This window comes from Capnocytophaga bilenii (genome assembly GCF_017565765.1).
GTDB classification, from domain to species: domain Bacteria; phylum Bacteroidota; class Bacteroidia; order Flavobacteriales; family Flavobacteriaceae; genus Capnocytophaga; species Capnocytophaga bilenii.
Window position 1 is genome coordinate 132,178 of record NZ_JAGDYP010000006.1, and the last position, 18,909, is coordinate 151,086.

General features: G+C 38.7%; 19 protein-coding genes. 17 read left to right on the forward strand and 2 right to left on the reverse strand.

Annotation, left to right across the window (positions count from 1 at the left end; all coding sequences use genetic code 11):
* Positions 1-2 precede the first annotated feature (2 nt).
* The 17 genes from J4N46_RS08845 (at position 3) to atpG (ending at position 16,802) form a co-directional block, all read left to right on the forward strand.
* Positions 3-3,977 carry a reprolysin-like metallopeptidase gene (locus J4N46_RS08845; protein WP_208058997.1) on the forward strand — a complete coding sequence of 1,325 codons (3,975 nt, stop codon included), beginning with the start codon at positions 3-5 and terminating at the stop codon, positions 3,975-3,977.
* A gap of 237 nt (positions 3,978-4,214) precedes the next feature.
* Positions 4,215-5,510: a tyrosine--tRNA ligase gene (tyrS, locus tag J4N46_RS08850; protein ID WP_208058998.1), complete on the forward strand. Its 1,296-nt coding sequence runs from the start codon at positions 4,215-4,217 to the stop codon at positions 5,508-5,510.
* A gap of 6 nt (positions 5,511-5,516) precedes the next feature.
* Positions 5,517-6,167 (forward strand): protein-L-isoaspartate(D-aspartate) O-methyltransferase, encoded by a 651-nt coding sequence (locus J4N46_RS08855; protein WP_034557523.1) that lies wholly within the window; start codon positions 5,517-5,519, stop codon positions 6,165-6,167.
* A 5-nt stretch (positions 6,168-6,172) separates the two neighbouring features.
* Positions 6,173-6,673: an LptE family protein gene (locus tag J4N46_RS08860; protein WP_009416451.1), complete on the forward strand. Its 501-nt coding sequence runs from the start codon at positions 6,173-6,175 to the stop codon at positions 6,671-6,673.
* Complete coding sequence (locus J4N46_RS08865) at positions 6,673-7,509, forward strand: hypothetical protein (RefSeq protein WP_009416452.1); 837 nt, start codon at positions 6,673-6,675, stop codon at positions 7,507-7,509. The genes J4N46_RS08860 and J4N46_RS08865 overlap by 1 nt, the downstream gene beginning before the upstream one ends.
* 2 nt (positions 7,510-7,511) lie before the next feature.
* Complete coding sequence (gene secG, locus J4N46_RS08870; protein WP_208058999.1) at positions 7,512-7,883, forward strand: preprotein translocase subunit SecG; 372 nt, start codon at positions 7,512-7,514, stop codon at positions 7,881-7,883.
* Between the two features lie 105 nt (positions 7,884-7,988).
* Complete coding sequence (locus tag J4N46_RS08875; RefSeq protein WP_009416454.1) at positions 7,989-8,267, forward strand: co-chaperone GroES; 279 nt, start codon at positions 7,989-7,991, stop codon at positions 8,265-8,267.
* A gap of 13 nt (positions 8,268-8,280) precedes the next feature.
* Positions 8,281-8,580 carry a hypothetical protein gene (locus J4N46_RS08880; RefSeq protein WP_208059000.1) on the forward strand — a complete coding sequence of 100 codons (300 nt, stop codon included), beginning with the start codon at positions 8,281-8,283 and terminating at the stop codon, positions 8,578-8,580.
* Positions 8,581-8,597: 17 nt separating this feature from the next.
* Entirely contained in the window at positions 8,598-10,232 is a 1,635-nt protein-coding gene (gene groL / locus J4N46_RS08885; protein WP_208059001.1) for a chaperonin GroEL, read from the forward strand.
* Between the two features lie 321 nt (positions 10,233-10,553).
* Positions 10,554-11,624: a F0F1 ATP synthase subunit A gene (gene atpB, locus J4N46_RS08890; protein WP_208059002.1), complete on the forward strand. Its 1,071-nt coding sequence runs from the start codon at positions 10,554-10,556 to the stop codon at positions 11,622-11,624.
* A gap of 31 nt (positions 11,625-11,655) precedes the next feature.
* Positions 11,656-11,859 (forward strand): ATP synthase F0 subunit C, encoded by a 204-nt coding sequence (gene atpE, locus J4N46_RS08895; RefSeq protein ID WP_208059003.1) that lies wholly within the window; start codon positions 11,656-11,658, stop codon positions 11,857-11,859.
* Between the two features lie 83 nt (positions 11,860-11,942).
* Complete coding sequence (locus J4N46_RS08900) at positions 11,943-12,434, forward strand: F0F1 ATP synthase subunit B (RefSeq protein WP_208059004.1); 492 nt, start codon at positions 11,943-11,945, stop codon at positions 12,432-12,434.
* A 10-nt stretch (positions 12,435-12,444) separates the two neighbouring features.
* Positions 12,445-12,993, forward strand: coding sequence for an ATP synthase F1 subunit delta (gene atpH / locus J4N46_RS08905; RefSeq protein WP_009416460.1), 549 nt, complete (start codon positions 12,445-12,447; stop codon positions 12,991-12,993).
* A 53-nt stretch (positions 12,994-13,046) separates the two neighbouring features.
* Complete coding sequence (locus J4N46_RS08910) at positions 13,047-13,574, forward strand: hypothetical protein (protein ID WP_009416461.1); 528 nt, start codon at positions 13,047-13,049, stop codon at positions 13,572-13,574.
* Between the two features lie 25 nt (positions 13,575-13,599).
* A complete protein-coding gene (gene atpA, locus J4N46_RS08915; RefSeq protein WP_208059005.1) occupies positions 13,600-15,180 on the forward strand; it encodes a F0F1 ATP synthase subunit alpha in 1,581 nt (526 codons plus the stop codon).
* Positions 15,181-15,202: 22 nt separating this feature from the next.
* Complete coding sequence (locus J4N46_RS08920; RefSeq protein ID WP_208059006.1) at positions 15,203-15,916, forward strand: DUF1266 domain-containing protein; 714 nt, start codon at positions 15,203-15,205, stop codon at positions 15,914-15,916.
* A gap of 34 nt (positions 15,917-15,950) precedes the next feature.
* Positions 15,951-16,802 (forward strand): ATP synthase F1 subunit gamma, encoded by an 852-nt coding sequence (atpG, locus tag J4N46_RS08925; protein ID WP_208059007.1) that lies wholly within the window; start codon positions 15,951-15,953, stop codon positions 16,800-16,802.
* Between the two features lie 80 nt (positions 16,803-16,882).
* On the opposite strand, the gene ruvB is transcribed toward atpG, so the two are convergent.
* Complete coding sequence (gene ruvB / locus J4N46_RS08930) at positions 16,883-17,908, reverse strand: Holliday junction branch migration DNA helicase RuvB (protein ID WP_208059008.1); 1,026 nt, start codon at positions 17,906-17,908, stop codon at positions 16,883-16,885.
* Entirely contained in the window at positions 17,905-18,906 is a 1,002-nt protein-coding gene (locus J4N46_RS08935) for an SDR family NAD(P)-dependent oxidoreductase (RefSeq protein ID WP_208059009.1), read from the reverse strand. The genes ruvB and J4N46_RS08935 overlap by 4 nt, the downstream gene beginning before the upstream one ends.
* Positions 18,907-18,909: the final 3 nt, after the last annotated feature.

Consider the following 18,909-nt stretch of genomic DNA (forward strand, 5'->3'; position numbering starts at 1 on the left):
TTATGAGGAATATTATCACAATAGGAATACTGATAGGATGTGTTTTCTTCGGAAAAGCACAAAATGAAGCAGATAAATGGCTAAAAGCAGTGTCAGAACAGCAGGGAATTGACATTCAATGGCAAGAGCGCCCTACTTCGTTTGCGAAAAAAGGAATTAAAAGTTTTGTAGGGTACCACAATGGCAACTTTGTGGCAACTCTTTCAGTTGGAAAGTCTGTTTCGGGGAGTTTTAATTATCAAGGAATTTCATACGAAATTTCCGATAGTAAAGGGCAGTTAGTATTTTATAAAGATGAAGAAGGTATCTGCGGCAATCAAGATAAGGAAGAACAACACAATCTTTACGCAAGACCTGTTTTAGCTGCCGAACAAGCGCAACCAAAGATTGCCAATACCCAAGTGCTAAGAGTATACCGATTGGCAATGCACATCCCTTATAGCACATTCACTACAGAGCACTTCAAAGAAAAGCTAGAAAAAGTAGAAACCTTTTGGGCAGATACTGAAAACTTTCTCAACGAAATATACCTGCGCGATTTAGGAGTGCGTTTTGAAGTGTTAAAAGATGAACGCCTTATTATCAAAGATGAAGCAAAAGAAACCTTCAGAAGAACTGATCGTGCCGATTATGTGATGAGTAATTCAACTCGTGTTATCGGAGATCTTATTGGCGAAAATAGTTATGATGTGGGTATTTCTCTTGTATATACTAGCTCTTTGAAGAAAGGTACAAGAGGATTGGCGTATATTGAAGGAGTTTATCAATCTAATACCAAAGCTGATGCAGTAGCTGTACTTACCAAAGAAGTTATAGCACACGAAATAGGACACCTATTTGGCGGCAGACATACTTTTAGCTCTCATAAAGGTTCTACTGCCTATGATAGTGAAAAAACAGAGCAGGGGAGTGGTACTTCGGTGATGAGCTATGGCAGTCCGCGTGATTTTTTCTCGCTATCGAGCATAGAGCGTATACGCAAACGATTGACAGAAGTACCTACAAAAGCTCACGATAAAACCTTTACTACTCAAGCCCCTCGTATAGACCACAACAAACTCAAAAGTCATTATACGATTCCGAAAGGCACTTTCTTCCAGTTTTATATTCCCGCTACCGACCCCGATAGCGATCAACTGCTATATGCTGTAAATCAGCACGATGTACGCAATGCTGACGAAACCCCTATAACCCAATACACTATTTACAAACCTACTACCACCAACCCTGTTACGATTAAAACAGAATATAATGATTCGGGCACAGTAGTAGCCAATAGCGGTTTAGCACATCAAGCAACGGGTACTTTTACCTTTTGGTTGGGGGTAAGTGATGCGCAACCTCAACAATCTGCCGATTATATAGTACAATACGATTTGGCAGAAACAAAGGTTACTGTAAAAGAGGGAACGCCTTTTGAAATCACCACTAACCCTAAAAATAAATACAAAGGGGGTGAGAAAATCTTGCTACAATGGAAGGTTGACACCGCTATTTTTGCAGATACAAAGGTGCGTGTGCTACTATCAGATGATTTAGGAAAAACGTTTAAGCATATTGTTTTAGCCGAAACGGCAAATGATGGTACCGAAGAGGTTACTTTGCCTAATATCAATACATCTAAAGCAGTGCTAAAAGTAGAGGTAATAGAGGGATTGGCGTTTGCGCTTACAGATTATAATCCTAAAACAGGAGGCTTTACTATTGAAAAAGACAACAATCTTGCTTCTGAGCCTTTAGTATTTGTAGTTGCTACTTTGCCTCAAGACCTTAATCTTGGTTGTGCTAAGGAAGTGCCTACAACGGTAATGCCTACCACTACGGGGGGCTGTGCGAGTGTTAGCTATCGTATGGAAGAGAAGAAAACTGCTGTGCTGTGCGATAATCGTTTTACCCTATTGCGTATCTTTATAGCTACCGATGGTTGCAGTACCCTCACCCACACGCAAACTATCAAAGTATGGGATGATGTACCACCTACTTTTGTAGGAACTCTACCACAGGATATTACAATAGAAGAGGGCAACGTTACTCCTATACAAATAGTACTTACCGCTACAGATAATTGTGGAAGTGTTTCAGTAAGTACTACACAACAGACTGAGAAACAGAATGGTAAAGTAAGTAAATTGTTGTATATATGGAAAGCAAAAGATGCTTGTGGTAATCAGGCTGTTTATACTCAGACTATTGTTTTCACTCCTAAAGCAGCAACTCCTCCTTTGGCATTTGTAGCTTCAACCTTACCTCACGACCTTAATTTTAGTTGTGCCAAAGAAGTGCCAGCTGTGGTAACACCCACTACTACAGGAGGCTGTGCAAGTGTGAGTTATCGTGTGCAAGAGCAGAAAACAGCCGTACAATGCCTCAATCGTTTTACCCTATTGCGTATCTTTACTGCTACCGATGGTTGCAGTACCCTTACCCACACGCAAACTATCAAAATGTGGGATGATGTGCCACCTACTTTTGTAGGAACTCTACCACAGGATATTACAATAGAAGAGGGCAATGTTACCCCTACACAAATAGTACTTACCGCTACAGATAATTGTGGAAGTGCTTCAGTAAGTACTACACAGCAGACGGAGAAACAGAATGGCAAGGTAAGTAAATTGTTGTATATATGGAAAGCAAAAGATGCTTGTGGTAATCAGGCTGTTTATACTCAGACTATTGTTTTCACTCCCAAAGCAGCAACACCTCCTTTGGCATTTGTACCTTCAACCCTACCTCACGACCTTACACTAGCTTGTGCCAAAGAAGTGCCAGCAGTGGTAACACCCACTACTACAGGAGGCTGTGCAAGTGTGAGTTATCGTGTGCAAGAGCAGAAAACAGCTGTACAATGCCTCAATCGTTTTACCCTATTGCGTATCTTTACTGCTACCGATGGTTGCAGTACCCTTACTCACACACAAACTATCAAAGTATGGGATGATGTACCACCTACTTTTGTAGGCGATTTGCCGCAGGATATTACGATAGAAGAGGGCAAAGTTACCCCTACACAAATAGTACTTACCGCTACAGATAATTGTGGAAGTGCTTCAGTAAGTACTATACAACAGACTGAGAAACAGAATGGTAAGGTAAGTAAATTGTTGTATATATGGAAAGCAAAAGATGCTTGTGGTAATCAGGCTGTTTATACTCAGACTATTGTTTTCACTCCTAAAGCAGCAACTCCTCCTTTAGCATTTGTAGCTTCAACCCTACCTCACGACCTTAATTTTAGTTGTGCCAAAGAAGTCCCAGCTGTGGTAACACCTACTACTACAGGAGGCTGTGCAAGTGTGAGTTATCGTGTGCAAGAGCTGAAAACAGCTGTACAATGCCTCAATCGTTTTACCCTATTGCGCATCTTTACCGCTACCGATGGTTGCAGTACCCTCACCCACACACAAACTATCAAAGTATGGGATGATGTACCACCTAGTTTTGTAGGCGATTTGCCACAAGATATTACAATAGATGAAAACGAACAGATTCCTACACAACAAAGTATTTCGGCAGAAGATGGTTGTGCAGGTGCTCCAACAGTTAAACGTACTCAAGAAGAAGAATATACCGATGAAAAACTAACAAAAGTTATTTACCATTGGGTAGCCCGTGATGTATGTGGCAACCAGCGCAGCCATACCCAAACCATAAATATTAAGGTAGTCAAAACTTCAGAAAAAGAAGAAGTCGTAGTATATAACGGCGTATCTTTAGAAAATAATTCCGAAAATTATTTCCGTATAGATAATACAGATGCTAATACTGCCATTTCAGTAGTTATTTTTGATGAAATGGGATTAAAAGTATACGAAAGCAATCATTATCAAGAATATGGTGAAGTGTTTAGAGGTTATCCTAATGTACAAGGAGTGATAGGAAGAAACAAATCGTTAGCAGGAACCTATTTTTATATCGTTAGATACTACAAAAACGGCAAAGAAGAAGCAAAACAAGGATTTTTGTATGTGAGATAGCTCCTCCTTTTTATTTCCTATTTTCAGCGAAGGTTGAGCGAACGATGAGCGAAGGATGAGCGAAGGTTGAGCGAAGGAAAGTCGGCGAGCTGGCACAGCCGAGTATGTGTGACGAAGGATAAACATTCACTAATGCTGCTAGCACTAGCGAAAAAAGAAAATTAATCATCAATCATTGTTCATTAAACATTATTTTCGTACCTTTGCACAAATTTTTTTAAAAACGAGGTAAAACTAATGAAGAATTTTGTAGAAGAATTGCGATGGCGAGGTATGATTCAGGATATTATGCCTGAAACAGAACAACACTTATTAGAGGCGTTGCGCGCTGCTTATGTGGGAATTGATCCTACTGCAGACTCTCTGCATATAGGGCACTTAGTAGGAGTAATGATGTTGCGACACTTCCAAAATTGTGGGCATAAACCTTATGCACTAGTAGGAGGTGCCACAGGAATGATTGGCGACCCTTCAGGAAAATCAGTAGAACGCAATTTGCTCACAGAAGAAACTTTAGCTCATAATATAAAAGGTATAAAAAAACAATTAGCCAAATTCCTCGACTTTGAAAGCGAGGCAGATAATCGTGCCGAGTTAGTAAACAACTACGATTGGATGAAAGATTTTTCATTCCTTTCCTTCATACGCGACATCGGCAAGCATATCACCGTCAATTATATGATGGCTAAAGATTCTGTAAAAAAACGTTTCGACCCCAACGAAAATACTGACGGAATGTCATTTACCGAATTTTCATACCAGCTACTACAAGGCTATGACTTCTTGCACCTCTATCAAGAAAAAGGACTGACCTTGCAAATGGGAGGTTCCGACCAATGGGGAAATATCACCACAGGTACCGAACTCATTAGGCGTATCGCTTCTGGCAAAGCCTATGCTCTTACTTGCCCACTCATCACCAAAGCCGATGGTACTAAATTTGGTAAAAGTGAAGGAGGGAACGTATGGCTCGACCCCGAAAAAACATCACCTTATAAATTCTACCAATATTGGCTGAATACCTCAGACGAAGACGCTAAACGCTATATCAAAATATTTACAATGCTGAGCAAAGAAACTATCGAGGAACTCATTGCACAGCACAACCAAGCACCTCATTTGCGCGTTTTGCAAAACAAATTAGCCGATGAACTGACTGTATTGGTACATAGCCAAGACGACTTGGAAAAAGTGAAAAAAGCTTCACAAATACTTTTTGGTAATTCTACCTCCAACGATTTGAAGCAATTAGACGAGCAAACCTTCTTAGATGTCTTTGAAGGAGTGCCACAAGCCGAATTGCCCAAAGCCGATGTAATTGCAGGAATAGATATGATAGGAGTACTTTCAGCAAAAACAGGTTTTATAGCTTCAAATTCAGAAGCAAGACGAGCTTTGAAAGAAAATTCTATAGCTGTAAATAAAGAAAAAGTAGGCGAAAACTATATAGTAGGCGAAAAAGATATCATTAATGGCAAATTTGTGCTGTTACAACGAGGTAAAAAGAACTATTTTGTATTGAAATTAATATAATAGATGATGCAACCACTGAATGACACACTCAAACATCAAGGGCAGCGCAATCAATTGGTAGCATTATTAAAAGAAAAAGGCATAAAAGACGCCAGAGTTTTAGAAGCCATAAGAGCAATTCCACGACATTTATATATCGACTTGGGTTTTGAAGACTATGCTTATAAAGATCAGGCTTTGCCAATAGATGAAGACCAAACCATTTCGCAACCTTATACAGTAGCTTTCCAAACAGAACTACTGCAAGTGCAACAAGGACATAAAGTATTAGAAATAGGCACAGGCAGTGGTTACCAAAGTAGCGTACTGCTTTACCTTGGTGTACGGCTTTATAGTATTGAGCGCCAGTATAAACTTTTTAAGCAAACGCAACTACTATTGCCCAAACTAATAAACCGAAGAGCCCATTTATACTTTGGCGATGGCTATAAAGGATTACCCCAAATAGCCCCTTTTGATAGAATATTAGTAACAGCAGGAGCACCCTATGTGCCACAAGATTTGCTTTCGCAATTGGCAGTAGGCGGACGAATGGTTATCCCAATAGGGGAGGGGTCGCAGGTGATGACACTATACGAACGTGTCTCAGAAAAAGAATTTCACAAAACAGACTATGGTGAATTTCAGTTTGTTCCAATGCTTAAAGAAAAAAATTAATAGTGATGAAAAATTTTAGAAACGCCCTTATTGCTGTTGGATTTTTACTGTTGTCAAGTTGTGGTATCTACAACTTTACAGGAGGTAGCACGGGCGATGCTAAAACCTTTCAAGTAAATTTTTTCAGAAATGAAGCACCTTTGGTAGAACCTGGTCTCGACCGAGATTTTACAATAGCCTTACAAGACCTCATAAACAACCAAACCAACTTAAGCCTTACCGACCGCAATGGCGACTTGGTATATGAGGGCGAAATAGTAGAATTTAACATTACACCAATGACTGCTACTGCAGGACAAACAGCAGCTCAAAACCGACTTACCATAGCTGTGAAAGTGCGTTTCACTAATAATACCGAAGAAAAAAAAGATTTTGAAAAACGCTTTTCGTTTTATTACGATTATCCTGCTGCCGCACAGTTCAATAGTGTGAAAAGGGAGGCTATCCCACAGATATTTGAACGTATTACACAAGATATTTTTAATGCATCATTAGCCGATTGGTAATGACAGTAGCTGAATTTATACATATTATAAAAGAACCTCACACCATCAATTACAAGCAAATGCAAGAACTTGATGAGATAGTGAAAGAATATCCTTATTTTCAGGCAGCCAGAGTATTACAGCTCAAAATGTTGCATACCGAAGGTGATTACAAATACCATAAGGCACTGAAATTGGCGGCTGTTCACGTTACAAATCGCACAATATTGTTCAATTTTATCAATTCAAAAAGCGATATTTCGCGATTTACTGATATAAGCAGCGATTTTCAACGTATTAGTAAGGCTCACGAGCGAAAAGACCCTACGATAAACGAGCATACACCACCACAAGTGAGTTATATAGAAAGCGAACCGCGTACTTTTCGCCCTAAATTGCCCGATCCTATCTTTCAAGAAGATATATTCCCCGATGAACTCATTAATCATCGCGAATTAGCAGATATATTCGTTCCTAAAAAAAGTGTGGAAGAAGCCGAAAATACCCAGCCAAGCTGGATGAATCGCACCGATACAATTACACCTACCCCACCACCCACCCAATACAAAGATGAAAATGTAGCCGAGAAGTTTAAAATTATTGATAAATTCTTAGAGACCAATCCTAAAATAGAACCCTCAAAAGATTACGTCTCCAATGTGAATTTAGCCGATGAAGTAAAAACCGATGAAAAACAATTAATGACAGAAACTTTGGCGCAAGTGTATGTAAATCAGCGTAAATACAAACAAGCAATACAGGCATATCAAATATTAATTTTGAAAAATCCAAAAAAAAGTGCTTACTTTGCAGCCGAAATAGAAAAAATCAAAAAACTACAACAAAATAATTTATAACAATGACAGTATTCAACATCTTTTTAATTTTGATAGTAGCCGTATGCTTGCTACTTGCTTTGGTAATAATGGTACAAAACCCTAAAGGAGGCGGACTTTCTTCTACCTTTGGTGGTAATACACAAGTAGTAGGAGGAGTAAAGAAAACAGGCGACTTCCTTGAACGCAGCACTTGGACATTTGCAATTGCTCTTGGTGCCCTTATCTTGATAGCTAATACTCTTTTGCAAGGAAATACAGGCGTAAATGCAGATTCTAAATTGTTAGACGGCAATTTACCTGCAACAAACCCTATTGAAAATACACAAGCTCCTGCCAATAATGACAATGCAGCTCCTGCAACCCCTGCCACTTCATCTCAAACAGGAAATTAAACTGACAAAATGTCAGCAAAATGAGCGTGGCACAATTTTGGTAATAAGTTGATTGCACAACGTGGCAATAAAACAATAATAACAAAATAAAAAATAACAAGAATAATGGCAAAATTGAATATTAAACCATTGGCAGATAGGGTAGTGATAGAACCTGCCGTAGCCGAAACTACTACAGCATCAGGGATTATTATCCCCGATACAGCAAAAGAAAAACCCCAAAAAGGTACAGTAGTGGCTGTGGGGGCTGGTACTAAAGATAACCCTGTAACCCTAAAAGTAGGTGATGTGGTGCTTTATGGAAAATATGCAGGCACTGAACTAAAATTGGAAGGTAAAGATTATCTTATTATGCGCGAAAACGACGTGTTGGCAGTAATCTAAAAAAAGGGAATTTATGAGTTTTAAAATAAAAGATCCTCAAAGTATTTTAGTCCCAAAAGATCAAATCAGCAGTCTAATAGTAATAAAGCAAACTGTTGCCTATTCTATTGCTAAAATCACTGATCATAATGGAAAACAGAAAATAGGTGTAAGATGGAATGTTTCTAGCAAAGAAAATAGCGACCCCGATAAACAGAATGGAACAAAAGAATGTTTAGGATTCCCTGCTTTTTATGGAAACCCTTGTTGGTTTATCTTACCTGATGAATTTTTAGATCTAAACTTCATTCAAGATGTTTTAACATATTTTTAATAACTAATTAGAGAAAAATGGCAAAAGATATTAAATTTGATATTGAAGCGCGCGAAGGCTTAAAACGTGGGGTTGATGCCTTGGCAAATGCTGTAAAAGTAACATTGGGTCCTAAAGGGCGCAACGTAATCATTAGCAAATCATTTGGTTCACCACAAGTTACTAAAGACGGGGTGAGCGTAGCTAAGGAAATAGAATTGGAAGACGCTCTTGAAAATATGGGAGCTCAAATGGTGAAAGAAGTTGCTTCTAAAACCAACGACCTTGCAGGTGATGGTACTACTACCGCTACTGTTTTGGCACAAGCTATCGTAAAAGAAGGTCTTAAAAACGTAGCCTCTGGGGCTAACCCTATGGATTTGAAGCGCGGTATTGATAAAGCCGTAGCTAAAATCATTGAAAACCTTGCTAAACAAGCAAAAGAAGTAGGTTCTTCTTCTGAAAAAATTAAACAAGTAGCTTCTATTTCGGCTAATAACGATGATGCAATAGGCGAACTTATTGCGCAAGCGTTTGAAAAAGTAGGTAAAGAAGGGGTTATCACTGTTGAAGAAGCTAAAGGTACTGATACTTATGTGGATGTAGTAGAAGGTATGCAGTTTGATCGTGGTTACCTATCTCCTTACTTTGTAACAGATTCTGAAAAAATGCTAGCAGAGCTAGATCGTCCGTACATATTGTTGTACGACAAAAAAATCTCTACTATGAAAGATTTGCTACCTGTATTAGAGCCTGTAGCACAATCAGGAAAACCTTTGTTGATTATTGCTGAAGATATTGATGGTGAAGCTTTGGCTACTCTTGTAGTGAACAAACTACGTGGTACGCTACGTATTGCAGCTGTAAAAGCTCCTGGTTTTGGCGACCGCCGCAAAGCAATGCTTGAAGATATTGCTATCCTTACAGGAGGTACAGTAATTGCTGAAGAAAGAGGCTTTACCCTTGAAAACGCTACTATAGATATGCTTGGTACTGCCGAAAGAGTATCTATTGACAAAGATAATACTACAATTGTAAACGGTGCTGGAAAATCAGAAGATATCAAAGCGCGTGCTGCACAAATAAAAGCACAAATAGAAAATACGTCATCTGATTATGACCGCGAAAAACTACAAGAGCGTTTGGCAAAACTTTCAGGCGGGGTAGCCGTATTATATATAGGTGCAGCATCTGAAGTGGAAATGAAAGAGAAAAAAGACCGCGTAGACGATGCGCTTCACGCAACACGTGCTGCTGTAGAAGAAGGTATTGTAGCAGGTGGTGGTATTGCGCTTATCCGTGCTAAAGGTGCTTTGGCTAAACTAAAACCTGTAAATACTGATGAGGAAACAGGTATGAAAATTATACTAAAAGCCTTAGAAGCTCCTTTGCGTACTATTGTAGAAAATGCAGGTGTAGAAGGTTCGGTAGTAGTAGCAAAAGTACTTGAGTCATCACGTGATGCTTTCGGATACAACGCTAAAACCGACAACTATTGCGATATGTTCAAAGCAGGTATCATCGACCCTAAAAAGGTAACTCGTGTAGCACTTGAAAATGCTGCATCAGTAGCAGGAATGATACTTACTACCGAATGTGCTTTGGTAGATATTAAAGACGATAAAGCAGCGGCAATGCCTCCAATGGGTGGTGGTATGCCAGGAATGATGTAAAAAATGTTATTACACTATAAAAAAGACTGTCAGCTTTTGGCAGTCTTTTTTTATAATTATGCCTCACACAGCGACTGTTTGAAAAGTAATTCAAAAAATCCTCAACTATAGCTATAAAAAGGAAAAACTATTGTTTTAAGTGCAAAATGAAAGCTGAAAGGTAAAAAAAGAAATGATACGAAAATAAAATTTAAGATTATTAATAATTGATTATCAGCAAAATATAAAATAATCATAAAAATTTAACATAAAAAGTAGCCTGAAAATTTTTTAATTAGAAAATAAAGCTCTATTTTTGCACAAGTAAAAACAACAAAAATAATGAAAGTGAAAAATTGTATTACGTATATCACTTTATTTTTAATAGCGTTATTTCCTTTGGTGAGCAATGCTTCAGCCTCACAAGATGATAAGCCTTTTAACATCAACGATTTGATTGATGGGCATACGGGGGACAGTCACGATTTCCATTTATTCGATTACAATGGGCATAGCTATGCAATGCCACTACCTATTATCTTGTATACTGATAATGGGCTAGTAACTTTTTTGTCGAGTGAGTTTCACCACGATAATGAAGGAAAAGTAGTGGTAGAGAAAGACGGACAACGCTTTGTGCGCTATAAAGAAGATATTTACTATGCCAATGAAGATGGTACGGTTGCTTTTAATGAACAAGGGAAGGTAACGAATGCTCGTCCGCTAAACTTTTCAATTACAAAAAATGTATTTTCGCTGTTACTCATTTCAGTGCTATTGGTAGTTTTGTTTACTTCTATGGCTCGTTCGTACAAGAAGAATCCCAAAGCACCCAAAGGAATGGCAGGCTTATTAGAGCCTTTAGTGCTTTACATACGCGATGAGATTGCAATTCCTAATATAGGCGAGAAATATTATATGCGTTATATGCCTTATTTGCTAACTGTTTTCTTTCTTATATGGGTAGCAAACTTATTTGGGCTAATACCTTTCTTCCCTTTTGCAGCAACAGTTACTAATAATATTCTATTTACCGCAGTATTAGCCGTATTTACGCTTCTTATTACGCTATTTAGTAGTAATAAGAATTATTGGAAACATATTTTTGCTACCCCTGGTGTTCCACCGCTTTTGTTGCCCATAATGATTCCTATAGAAATTATTGGTATATTTACAAAGCCTTTTGCCTTAATGGTGCGTTTGTTTGCCAATATGAGTGCAGGGCACATCATTATACTCAGTTTGCTATCGCTTATATTTATCTTTAAAACAGTGTGGGTATCACCTGTTTCTATATTGTTCTCTTTGTTCATCAGTACATTGGAGCTGTTGGTGGCTGTATTGCAGGCGTATGTATTTACGTTGTTATCGGCACTATTTATAGGAAATGCGGTGGAAGAAGAACATCATTAAAATAATATGTAAACATTTAAATTTTATATATATGATTTTAGCAGGTATTGGTGCTGGATTAGCAGCACTTGGAGCAGGACTTGGTATTGGTAAAATAGGTGGCTCGGCAATGGAAGCTATTGCACGCCAGCCAGAAGCTACCTCAAAAATCCAAACCGCAATGATTATTGCTGCCGCTTTGATAGAAGGGGTTGCTCTTTTCGCGGTAATCGTAGCTCTAATTACTAACAAGTAAATCAATGAAAAACCACCTTATAACGGTTGGTTGTAAGGTGGTTTTACTATTAACAAATGACTAATAACTAATAACTAAATAAAATGAATTTAGCACATCCTGAGAGTTTATTATTTTGGAATACTATCACCTTTCTAATTTTGTTATTTTTGCTTTCTAAATATGCTTGGAAGCCTATAATGAAATCGGTAAAGGAGCGCGAGGCATCTATTAACAGTGCTTTGGAAGCTGCTGAAGAGGCTAAAAAAGAAATGCAAAATTTGAAGGCTAATAACGAGCGATTGCTTGCAGAGGCGCGTGTAGAACGCGATTTGATGCTGAAAGAAGCTCGTGAAATGAAAGACAAAATTGTGGCTGAGGCTAAAGAAGAGGCACAACGCGAAGGTGATAAGCTTATAAAACAGGCTAAAGATCTAATTGATAGTGAGAAAAAAGTAGCATTAGCCCAACTAAAAGATCAAATAGCTGCTCTTTCAATAGAAATGGCGCAAAAAATAATGATAAATGAGCTTGTTGATACTAAAAAACAAACAGTACTTATCAATAACTATTTAAAGGACGTAACTTTAAACTAAGCTGAAAACTATGTACGGATTGAGAGCTGCAAACAGATACGCCAAAGCTTTGCTGGAATATGCTATTGAGCAAAATGCGCTCGAGGTGGTATTCCAAGATATGAGTTTGATAAATAAAACTATAAAAGAACATAAAGACTTAGAGCGTATGCTTATTTCGCCTATAGTAAAAACTACGGTGAAGCGAAGTGTATTGGAGAAAGTCTTTACAACTATATCACCACAAGTAAAGCGTTTGTTAGACTTACTGATTGAGAATAGGCGTTTGCCAATGTTAGGACATATAGCAGGTAACTTTATCATACAATATAACAGCTATAAGCATAACGAAATAGCGGTGGTAACTACGGCACTGCCATTAGATGAAAAACTAAAGGGAGAAATGCTTCAAAAAGTGATAAGTCTTACTAAGAACCCTCATATGACACTTGAAAACAAAGTAGATGAGCATATTATAGGGGGCTTTATCTTGCGTGTGGGTGATGTACAGTACAATGCAAGTCTTGCTTATAAATTGAATAAATTGAGGCAGGACTTCCAAGAAAAGCTTTTTGTATAAAAGCCTTTGTAATATTATAGTGATTTTGAATGATGTATGAAAATTGATGGTTTATGAATAAAATACTATATATATTATTATTGTTATTGTGGAGCTTTAATAGTAATGCAGAGGAGATTGTTACAGCAAACATCTACAACAAGCCTTACAGCTCGGAAGGTTTTGGTGAAGACAATCAAGAATTAGAAGGACTTGTAAAAAAGTGGAATAAAGCTCATAACGAAAGGGGGCTGTATACCTTTAGTGATTTGTATGCCGATGATGTATTGCTCTATGGCGAGGCTAATAATAAAGATAAGTGTATTGATAAGAAAATGGCTTATCTAAAAGCTAAACCCGACTATTATCAGCAAATAAAAGGAACTATTAGTATTCAGCAGAATGGGGAGAGGGCTAAGTGTTCGTTTGTAAAAAGTGTTACAATAAATCAAAAAACGAAAGACTATCCTTCCTATTTGATATTTCAGAAAATGAAAGATGAATGGCGTATTGTTGCTGAAAGTGATTTGCTAACAGATAATAATCTTGCAAAAAAAGCAGCAAAGCAACAACACTCTAAAAAAACAAATACTAAAAACTAAGGACTAAAATTAATAACTGAAAAAGATGGCAGAAATTAAAGCCGCTGAAATTTCAGCAATTTTAAAAGAACAATTAGCACATTTTGATGCTGATGCTTCACTTGAAGAAGTGGGTACGGTATTGCAAGTGGGTGATGGTATTGCTCGTATTTTTGGGCTGTCGAATGCTCAATATGGTGAGTTGGTAAAATTTGAAAATGGATTAAAAGGTATTGTACTTAACCTTGAAGAAGATAACGTAGGGATTACTCTTTTAGGTACATCAACCGATATTAAAGAAGGAGATACTGTAAAACGCACAGGACTGATAGCTTCTATCAACGTGGGTGAAGGTATTGTAGGGCGTGTGGTAAATACTCTTGGGCAGCCTATAGATGGTAAAGGACCTATTACTGGGGAACTTTACGAAATGCCTTTAGAGCGCAAAGCACCAGGGGTTATTTTCCGTCAGCCAGTGAATGAACCATTACAAACAGGTATTAAAGCGATTGATGCAATGATACCTATTGGTCGTGGGCAACGTGAGTTGGTGATTGGAGACCGACAAACAGGGAAAACTTCGGTGTGTATAGATACTATTCTAAACCAAAAAGAGTTTTACGATGCTGGTAAGCCCGTATATTGTATTTATGTGGCTATAGGACAAAAAGCTTCAACCGTAGCAGGTATTACCAAAACATTGGAAGATGCAGGTGCTTTGGCATATACTACTATTGTGGCGGCTAATGCTTCCGATCCTGCACCTATGCAAGTATATGCGCCTTTTGCGGGTGCTGCTATAGGTGAGTATTTCCGCGACACAGGTCGCCCAGCACTTATTATTTATGACGACCTTTCTAAACAAGCGGTGGCTTATCGTGAGGTGTCGTTGTTATTGCGCCGCCCACCAGGACGTGAAGCTTACCCTGGAGACGTGTTCTACTTGCACTCTCGCCTCTTAGAACGTGCTGCTAAAGTGATTGGCGATGATACTATTGCACGCCAAATGAACGATCTTCCTGATACTATTAAACACTTAGTGAAAGGAGGAGGCTCTCTTACGGCTCTTCCTATCATCGAAACACAAGCAGGTGACGTATCAGCATATATCCCTACCAATGTGATTTCTATTACTGACGGACAGATATTCTTAGAGTCCGACCTTTTCAACTCTGGGGTACGCCCTGCTATCAACGTGGGTATCTCGGTATCGCGAGTAGGTGGTTCAGCACAGATTAAATCAATGAAAAAAGTAGCGGGTACACTGAAGTTAGACCAAGCTCAATACCGTGAGCTTGAGGCTTTTGCTAAGTTTGGTTCAGACCTTGATGCTGCTACTATGGGGGTTATAGAAAAAGGTAAGCGTAATGTTGAGATATTAAAACAATCACAAAGCGACCCTTACCCTGTAGAAAATCAAATTGCGATTATTTATGCGGGTTCTAAAAACTTATTACGCCAAGTGCCTGTAAATAAGATAAAAGAATTTGAGAAAGAATATTTAGAGTTTCTGAATATTTCACATCGCGATGTGTTGGACGAGCTTAAAGCAGACAAGCTCACCGATGAGATTACCGCTACTCTTGAGAAAGTAGCTAAGGAATTAGCAGAAAAATACATTAAATAATTTAACATCATAGAAAATTATTATGCCTTTTTATGTATATATAATTATTATAATAGTAGTGGCGGTTGGGCTACAAATTTTGGTAACTAACCTATATGCAAAGAAGCGCTTGCAGGGACAAGTAGGGCACATCAATCAGCAACCGCTTACAGATGAGCAAAAACGTTTGCTTACTTACGGAGCGATATTAGCTTATTATCGCGGTGAGAACCTTACAAACCTTATGCCTAAAGAGGTGTTAGATAGGTATCAGTCAGGATTGCGCCAGCAGTGGAGTGTTACTGATGCTGCAAGTGCTAAAGCTACCTTAAGCGACTTATTGGCACTGAAGCGTTCGCAGCAGTTCCGCCCAGCACTCACACAAACTTCTGCTGAGCTTAGCAAAATACAGAAACAAATAGCCAAAGGTTTGGGAATAGAAGTAGCAGAAGTAGCAGCTGTACAAAGTGCTTACGCTTGGGATTTGTGCCGTGCTGCCTCATTAGCTAAATGGTGCTATTGGTGTAAGTATCTTACCGAGGCTGAAATGTGGGAAGTACTAAACCAAGTAGCTGCTATTGCAAAAGAAAAAGGCAAAAATTGGCAAGAATATACTATCTCTTTCCTTTTAGGACGTACTATTCAAGGCTTTGATTTAGAAGAGTTTATTATTTTAGCCTCACAGCTATTTCATAGTAAGTCGCCTTCATTGAGAAGGATAGAAGATATAGATGTTTATCAGAAATACTCTTTTTAACCGCAATATAAATTGCGAATGCTAAATTGATACAATGGCAAATTTAAAAGAAATACGAAGCAGGATTTCATCAGTGAGCTCTACGATGCAAATCACGGGAGCTATGAAAATGGTATCGGCAGCTAAACTTAAGAAAGCGCAAGATGCTATTCTATCAATGAAACCTTATGCTTACAAGTTAAAACAATTGTTAGAGCATCTCAGTTCAGCTTTAGGCAGCGAGAATGTGTATAATCCACGAGCAGGTGAAACAAAAAATGTACTTATAGTGGCTATTACCTCCAATCGTGGGCTTTGCGGTGCTTTCAACTCGAGTGTACTGAAGAAAGTGTTGGAGTTGCAGCAAACTACCTTTAAAGGTAAGCAATTGCACTTCTATACACTTGGTAAAAAAGGTAATGATATTCTGAGAAAGACAGATAAGGTATTGGCTAATAACAATCATATATTTGATAATTTATCTTATGCCGCAGCTGCCGATGTTGCTTCTGAGCTGATGCAACTTTACACCTCGCAACAATTTGATCAAATTGTGCTTGTGTATAACAGCTTTAAGAATGCTGCTACTCAGATATTAACAACCGAAACATTTTTACCAATTCAACCGGTATCTTCTAAAGAAGCTGTTACTGATTATATCTACGAGCCTTCTAAACGTGAGATAGTAGAGGAATTGATACCTCGTTCGTTAAAAATGCAGTTGTTTAAAGCTTTACGTGATTCTTCAGCTTCTGAACACGGAGCCCGTATGACGGCTATGCATAAAGCTACTGATAATGCGCAAGAGCTTAAAAATGAGCTTATACTTACTTACAATAAAGCACGTCAGGCTACAATTACAGGTGAGATTATTGAAATTGTGGGCGGTTCTGAGGCTTTGGCTTAATTAGGTTTGCCTTATTATAAAATAGAAAAAAGGCTATCTGAGAGTTTTTAATTCTTAGATAGCCTTTCTTTTTTGAGGGTTTAGTCAAAAAGTGAAGGTTGTTTTTCAGGATTTAAGCGTCCTAAGTGCTTATATGCCAAGTTGGTAACCTCACGACCTCGCGGAGTGCGCACTATAAAGCCTTCTTGTATCAAGAAAGGTTCGTATACTTCTTCAATTGTTTCCGCGCTTTCCGAAACAGCTGTAGCAAGTGTACTAATCCCTACAGGCCCTCCTTTGAATTTATCTATCAAGGTAGCTAAAATCTTATTATCCATTTCGTCTAGTCCGTGAGCGTCTACATTTAGAGCTTTAAGCCCAAAACGAGTGATTTCTATATCAATTTTTCCATTACCTTTTATTTGTGCAAAATCGCGAATGCGCCGTAACAGAGCATTTGCAATTCGAGGCGTACCACGACTACGACTTGCCAATTCGGTAGCTGCTTCTGCACTAATGGGTACTTTTAAGATAGTAGCACTGCGTTGCACTATCTCGGCTAATAATTCGGTAGAATAGTACTGCAAGCGGCTTTGTATTCCAAAGCGAGCCCGCATAGGAGCCGTCAATAGTCCTGAGCGCGTAGTAGCACCTATCAGAGTAAAAGGATTGAGTTTTATCTGTACTGTTCGTGCGTTAGGACCCGATTCAATCATAATATCAATCTTATAATCCTCCATTGCCGAATACAGATACTCTTCCACCACAGGGCTTAGCCTATGTATTTCGTCTATAAAAAGAACATCGCGTTCCTTTAGGTTAGTCAGCAATCCTGCTAAATCACCCGGTTTGTCCAATACAGGGCCTGAGGTAATCTTTATCCCCACTCCCAATTCATTAGCCAAAATATGCGCTAGGGTCGTTTTCCCTAGTCCTGGAGGCCCGTGAAATAGCGTGTGGTCGAGTGCTTCTTGCCTCATATTCGCAGCTTTTACGAATACTTTCAGATTCTCCAATACAGCCTCCTGACCTGCAAAATCAGAAAATGAAAGCGGACGTAGTGCCCGCTCTATATCCAATTCTTGGCTACTGTAATTTTCTTTATTAGGATTTAAATTTGCATTCATTTTGTTAGTCCCTTAGCACTCTTTTTTATTACATCGTCTATGTCGCTGTATTTAAAGTTGATAGCTTTTTCTATGGCGCTACCATCATAAGTAGTTGTAAGCCCCAAAGCATCAGCTGCCGATAGTGAAAGTTGTTGTTTTTTCAAGTGTAAAAAGCTCAAAAAAGCATCCAATCGAGCCAATAAACGCAGTTTTTTATGCGATACAAGTTTTGTAGGAGCTTTTGCGCCCATTGCTTGGGCTATTTTTTCAAAAAGAGAGTGATAGCTTAAATTAGCCGTATTGAGTATAAAACGCCTATTTTCAATTTCCGAAAACTGCAGTAGTATCATAGCGCGTACAACATCAGTTACCGCTACAAAGCCCGTGCCTCCCGAGGGGTAGTAAGACAATCCTTCAGCTATTTTCTTGAATAGCAGTCCCGAACCACTGTCGTAGAACCCACTGCCCAGCACTACCGAAGGGTTTACCACCACCACTTTTAGCCCCTCTTGCGAGCCACGCCACACCTCCATTTCGCCACCGTGTTTGCTGATAGCGTAATCAGTGTTGTTTTCCTCGTTGTTCCAGTCGCTCTCTTCGGTAATTAGTTTGTTAGGAGTTGCCGAAAGTGTAGCTACCGAACTCACATAGCACAGCTTTTTCACCCCAAAGTCAATACATAAGTTCACAATATTTGCCGTGCCCTGTACGTTCACTTCTATAAGTTTATCAAAATCGTTGGGTTTGAAAGAGATGAGTCCCGCACAGTGAAAAACAAAAGTAACATCCCTAAACGCTTTTTCAAGCGCAGGGATGTCATTAAGGTCGGCAACTACCCAATCAATAGCAGCAAATTGCGCTTCGCCATTGTTAGATAGGCTGTTAAATAGTTGTTTTACTCGCTGTAAGGTATCGGCATTACGATAGATAGCCCTCACTTTATGCTCCTTATTTTGTGTAAGGTAAAAAAGCAAGGAGCTACCAATCAGCCCTGTACCACCAGTTACTAAAATCATTTT

Excerpts from the sequence above, each read along its gene's own strand:
- J4N46_RS08845 (WP_208058997.1), top strand. The coding sequence starts at position 3 with ATGAGGAATATTATCACAATAGGAATACTGATAGGATGTGTTTTCTTC.
- tyrS (WP_208058998.1), top strand. The coding sequence starts at position 4,215 with ATGAAGAATTTTGTAGAAGAATTGCGATGGCGAGGTATGATTCAGGAT.
- J4N46_RS08855 (WP_034557523.1), top strand. The coding sequence starts at position 5,517 with ATGCAACCACTGAATGACACACTCAAACATCAAGGGCAGCGCAATCAA.
- J4N46_RS08860 (WP_009416451.1), top strand. The coding sequence starts at position 6,173 with ATGAAAAATTTTAGAAACGCCCTTATTGCTGTTGGATTTTTACTGTTG.
- J4N46_RS08865 (WP_009416452.1), top strand. The coding sequence starts at position 6,673 with ATGACAGTAGCTGAATTTATACATATTATAAAAGAACCTCACACCATC.
- secG (WP_208058999.1), top strand. The coding sequence starts at position 7,512 with ATGACAGTATTCAACATCTTTTTAATTTTGATAGTAGCCGTATGCTTG.
- J4N46_RS08875 (WP_009416454.1), top strand. The coding sequence starts at position 7,989 with ATGGCAAAATTGAATATTAAACCATTGGCAGATAGGGTAGTGATAGAA.
- J4N46_RS08880 (WP_208059000.1), top strand. The coding sequence starts at position 8,281 with ATGAGTTTTAAAATAAAAGATCCTCAAAGTATTTTAGTCCCAAAAGAT.
- groL (WP_208059001.1), top strand. The coding sequence starts at position 8,598 with ATGGCAAAAGATATTAAATTTGATATTGAAGCGCGCGAAGGCTTAAAA.
- atpB (WP_208059002.1), top strand. The coding sequence starts at position 10,554 with ATGAAAGTGAAAAATTGTATTACGTATATCACTTTATTTTTAATAGCG.
- atpE (WP_208059003.1), top strand. The coding sequence starts at position 11,656 with ATGATTTTAGCAGGTATTGGTGCTGGATTAGCAGCACTTGGAGCAGGA.
- J4N46_RS08900 (WP_208059004.1), top strand. The coding sequence starts at position 11,943 with ATGAATTTAGCACATCCTGAGAGTTTATTATTTTGGAATACTATCACC.
- atpH (WP_009416460.1), top strand. The coding sequence starts at position 12,445 with ATGTACGGATTGAGAGCTGCAAACAGATACGCCAAAGCTTTGCTGGAA.
- J4N46_RS08910 (WP_009416461.1), top strand. The coding sequence starts at position 13,047 with ATGAATAAAATACTATATATATTATTATTGTTATTGTGGAGCTTTAAT.
- atpA (WP_208059005.1), top strand. The coding sequence starts at position 13,600 with ATGGCAGAAATTAAAGCCGCTGAAATTTCAGCAATTTTAAAAGAACAA.
- J4N46_RS08920 (WP_208059006.1), top strand. The coding sequence starts at position 15,203 with ATGCCTTTTTATGTATATATAATTATTATAATAGTAGTGGCGGTTGGG.
- atpG (WP_208059007.1), top strand. The coding sequence starts at position 15,951 with ATGGCAAATTTAAAAGAAATACGAAGCAGGATTTCATCAGTGAGCTCT.
- ruvB (WP_208059008.1), bottom strand. The coding sequence starts at position 17,908 with ATGAATGCAAATTTAAATCCTAATAAAGAAAATTACAGTAGCCAAGAA.
- J4N46_RS08935 (WP_208059009.1), bottom strand. The coding sequence starts at position 18,906 with ATGATTTTAGTAACTGGTGGTACAGGGCTGATTGGTAGCTCCTTGCTT.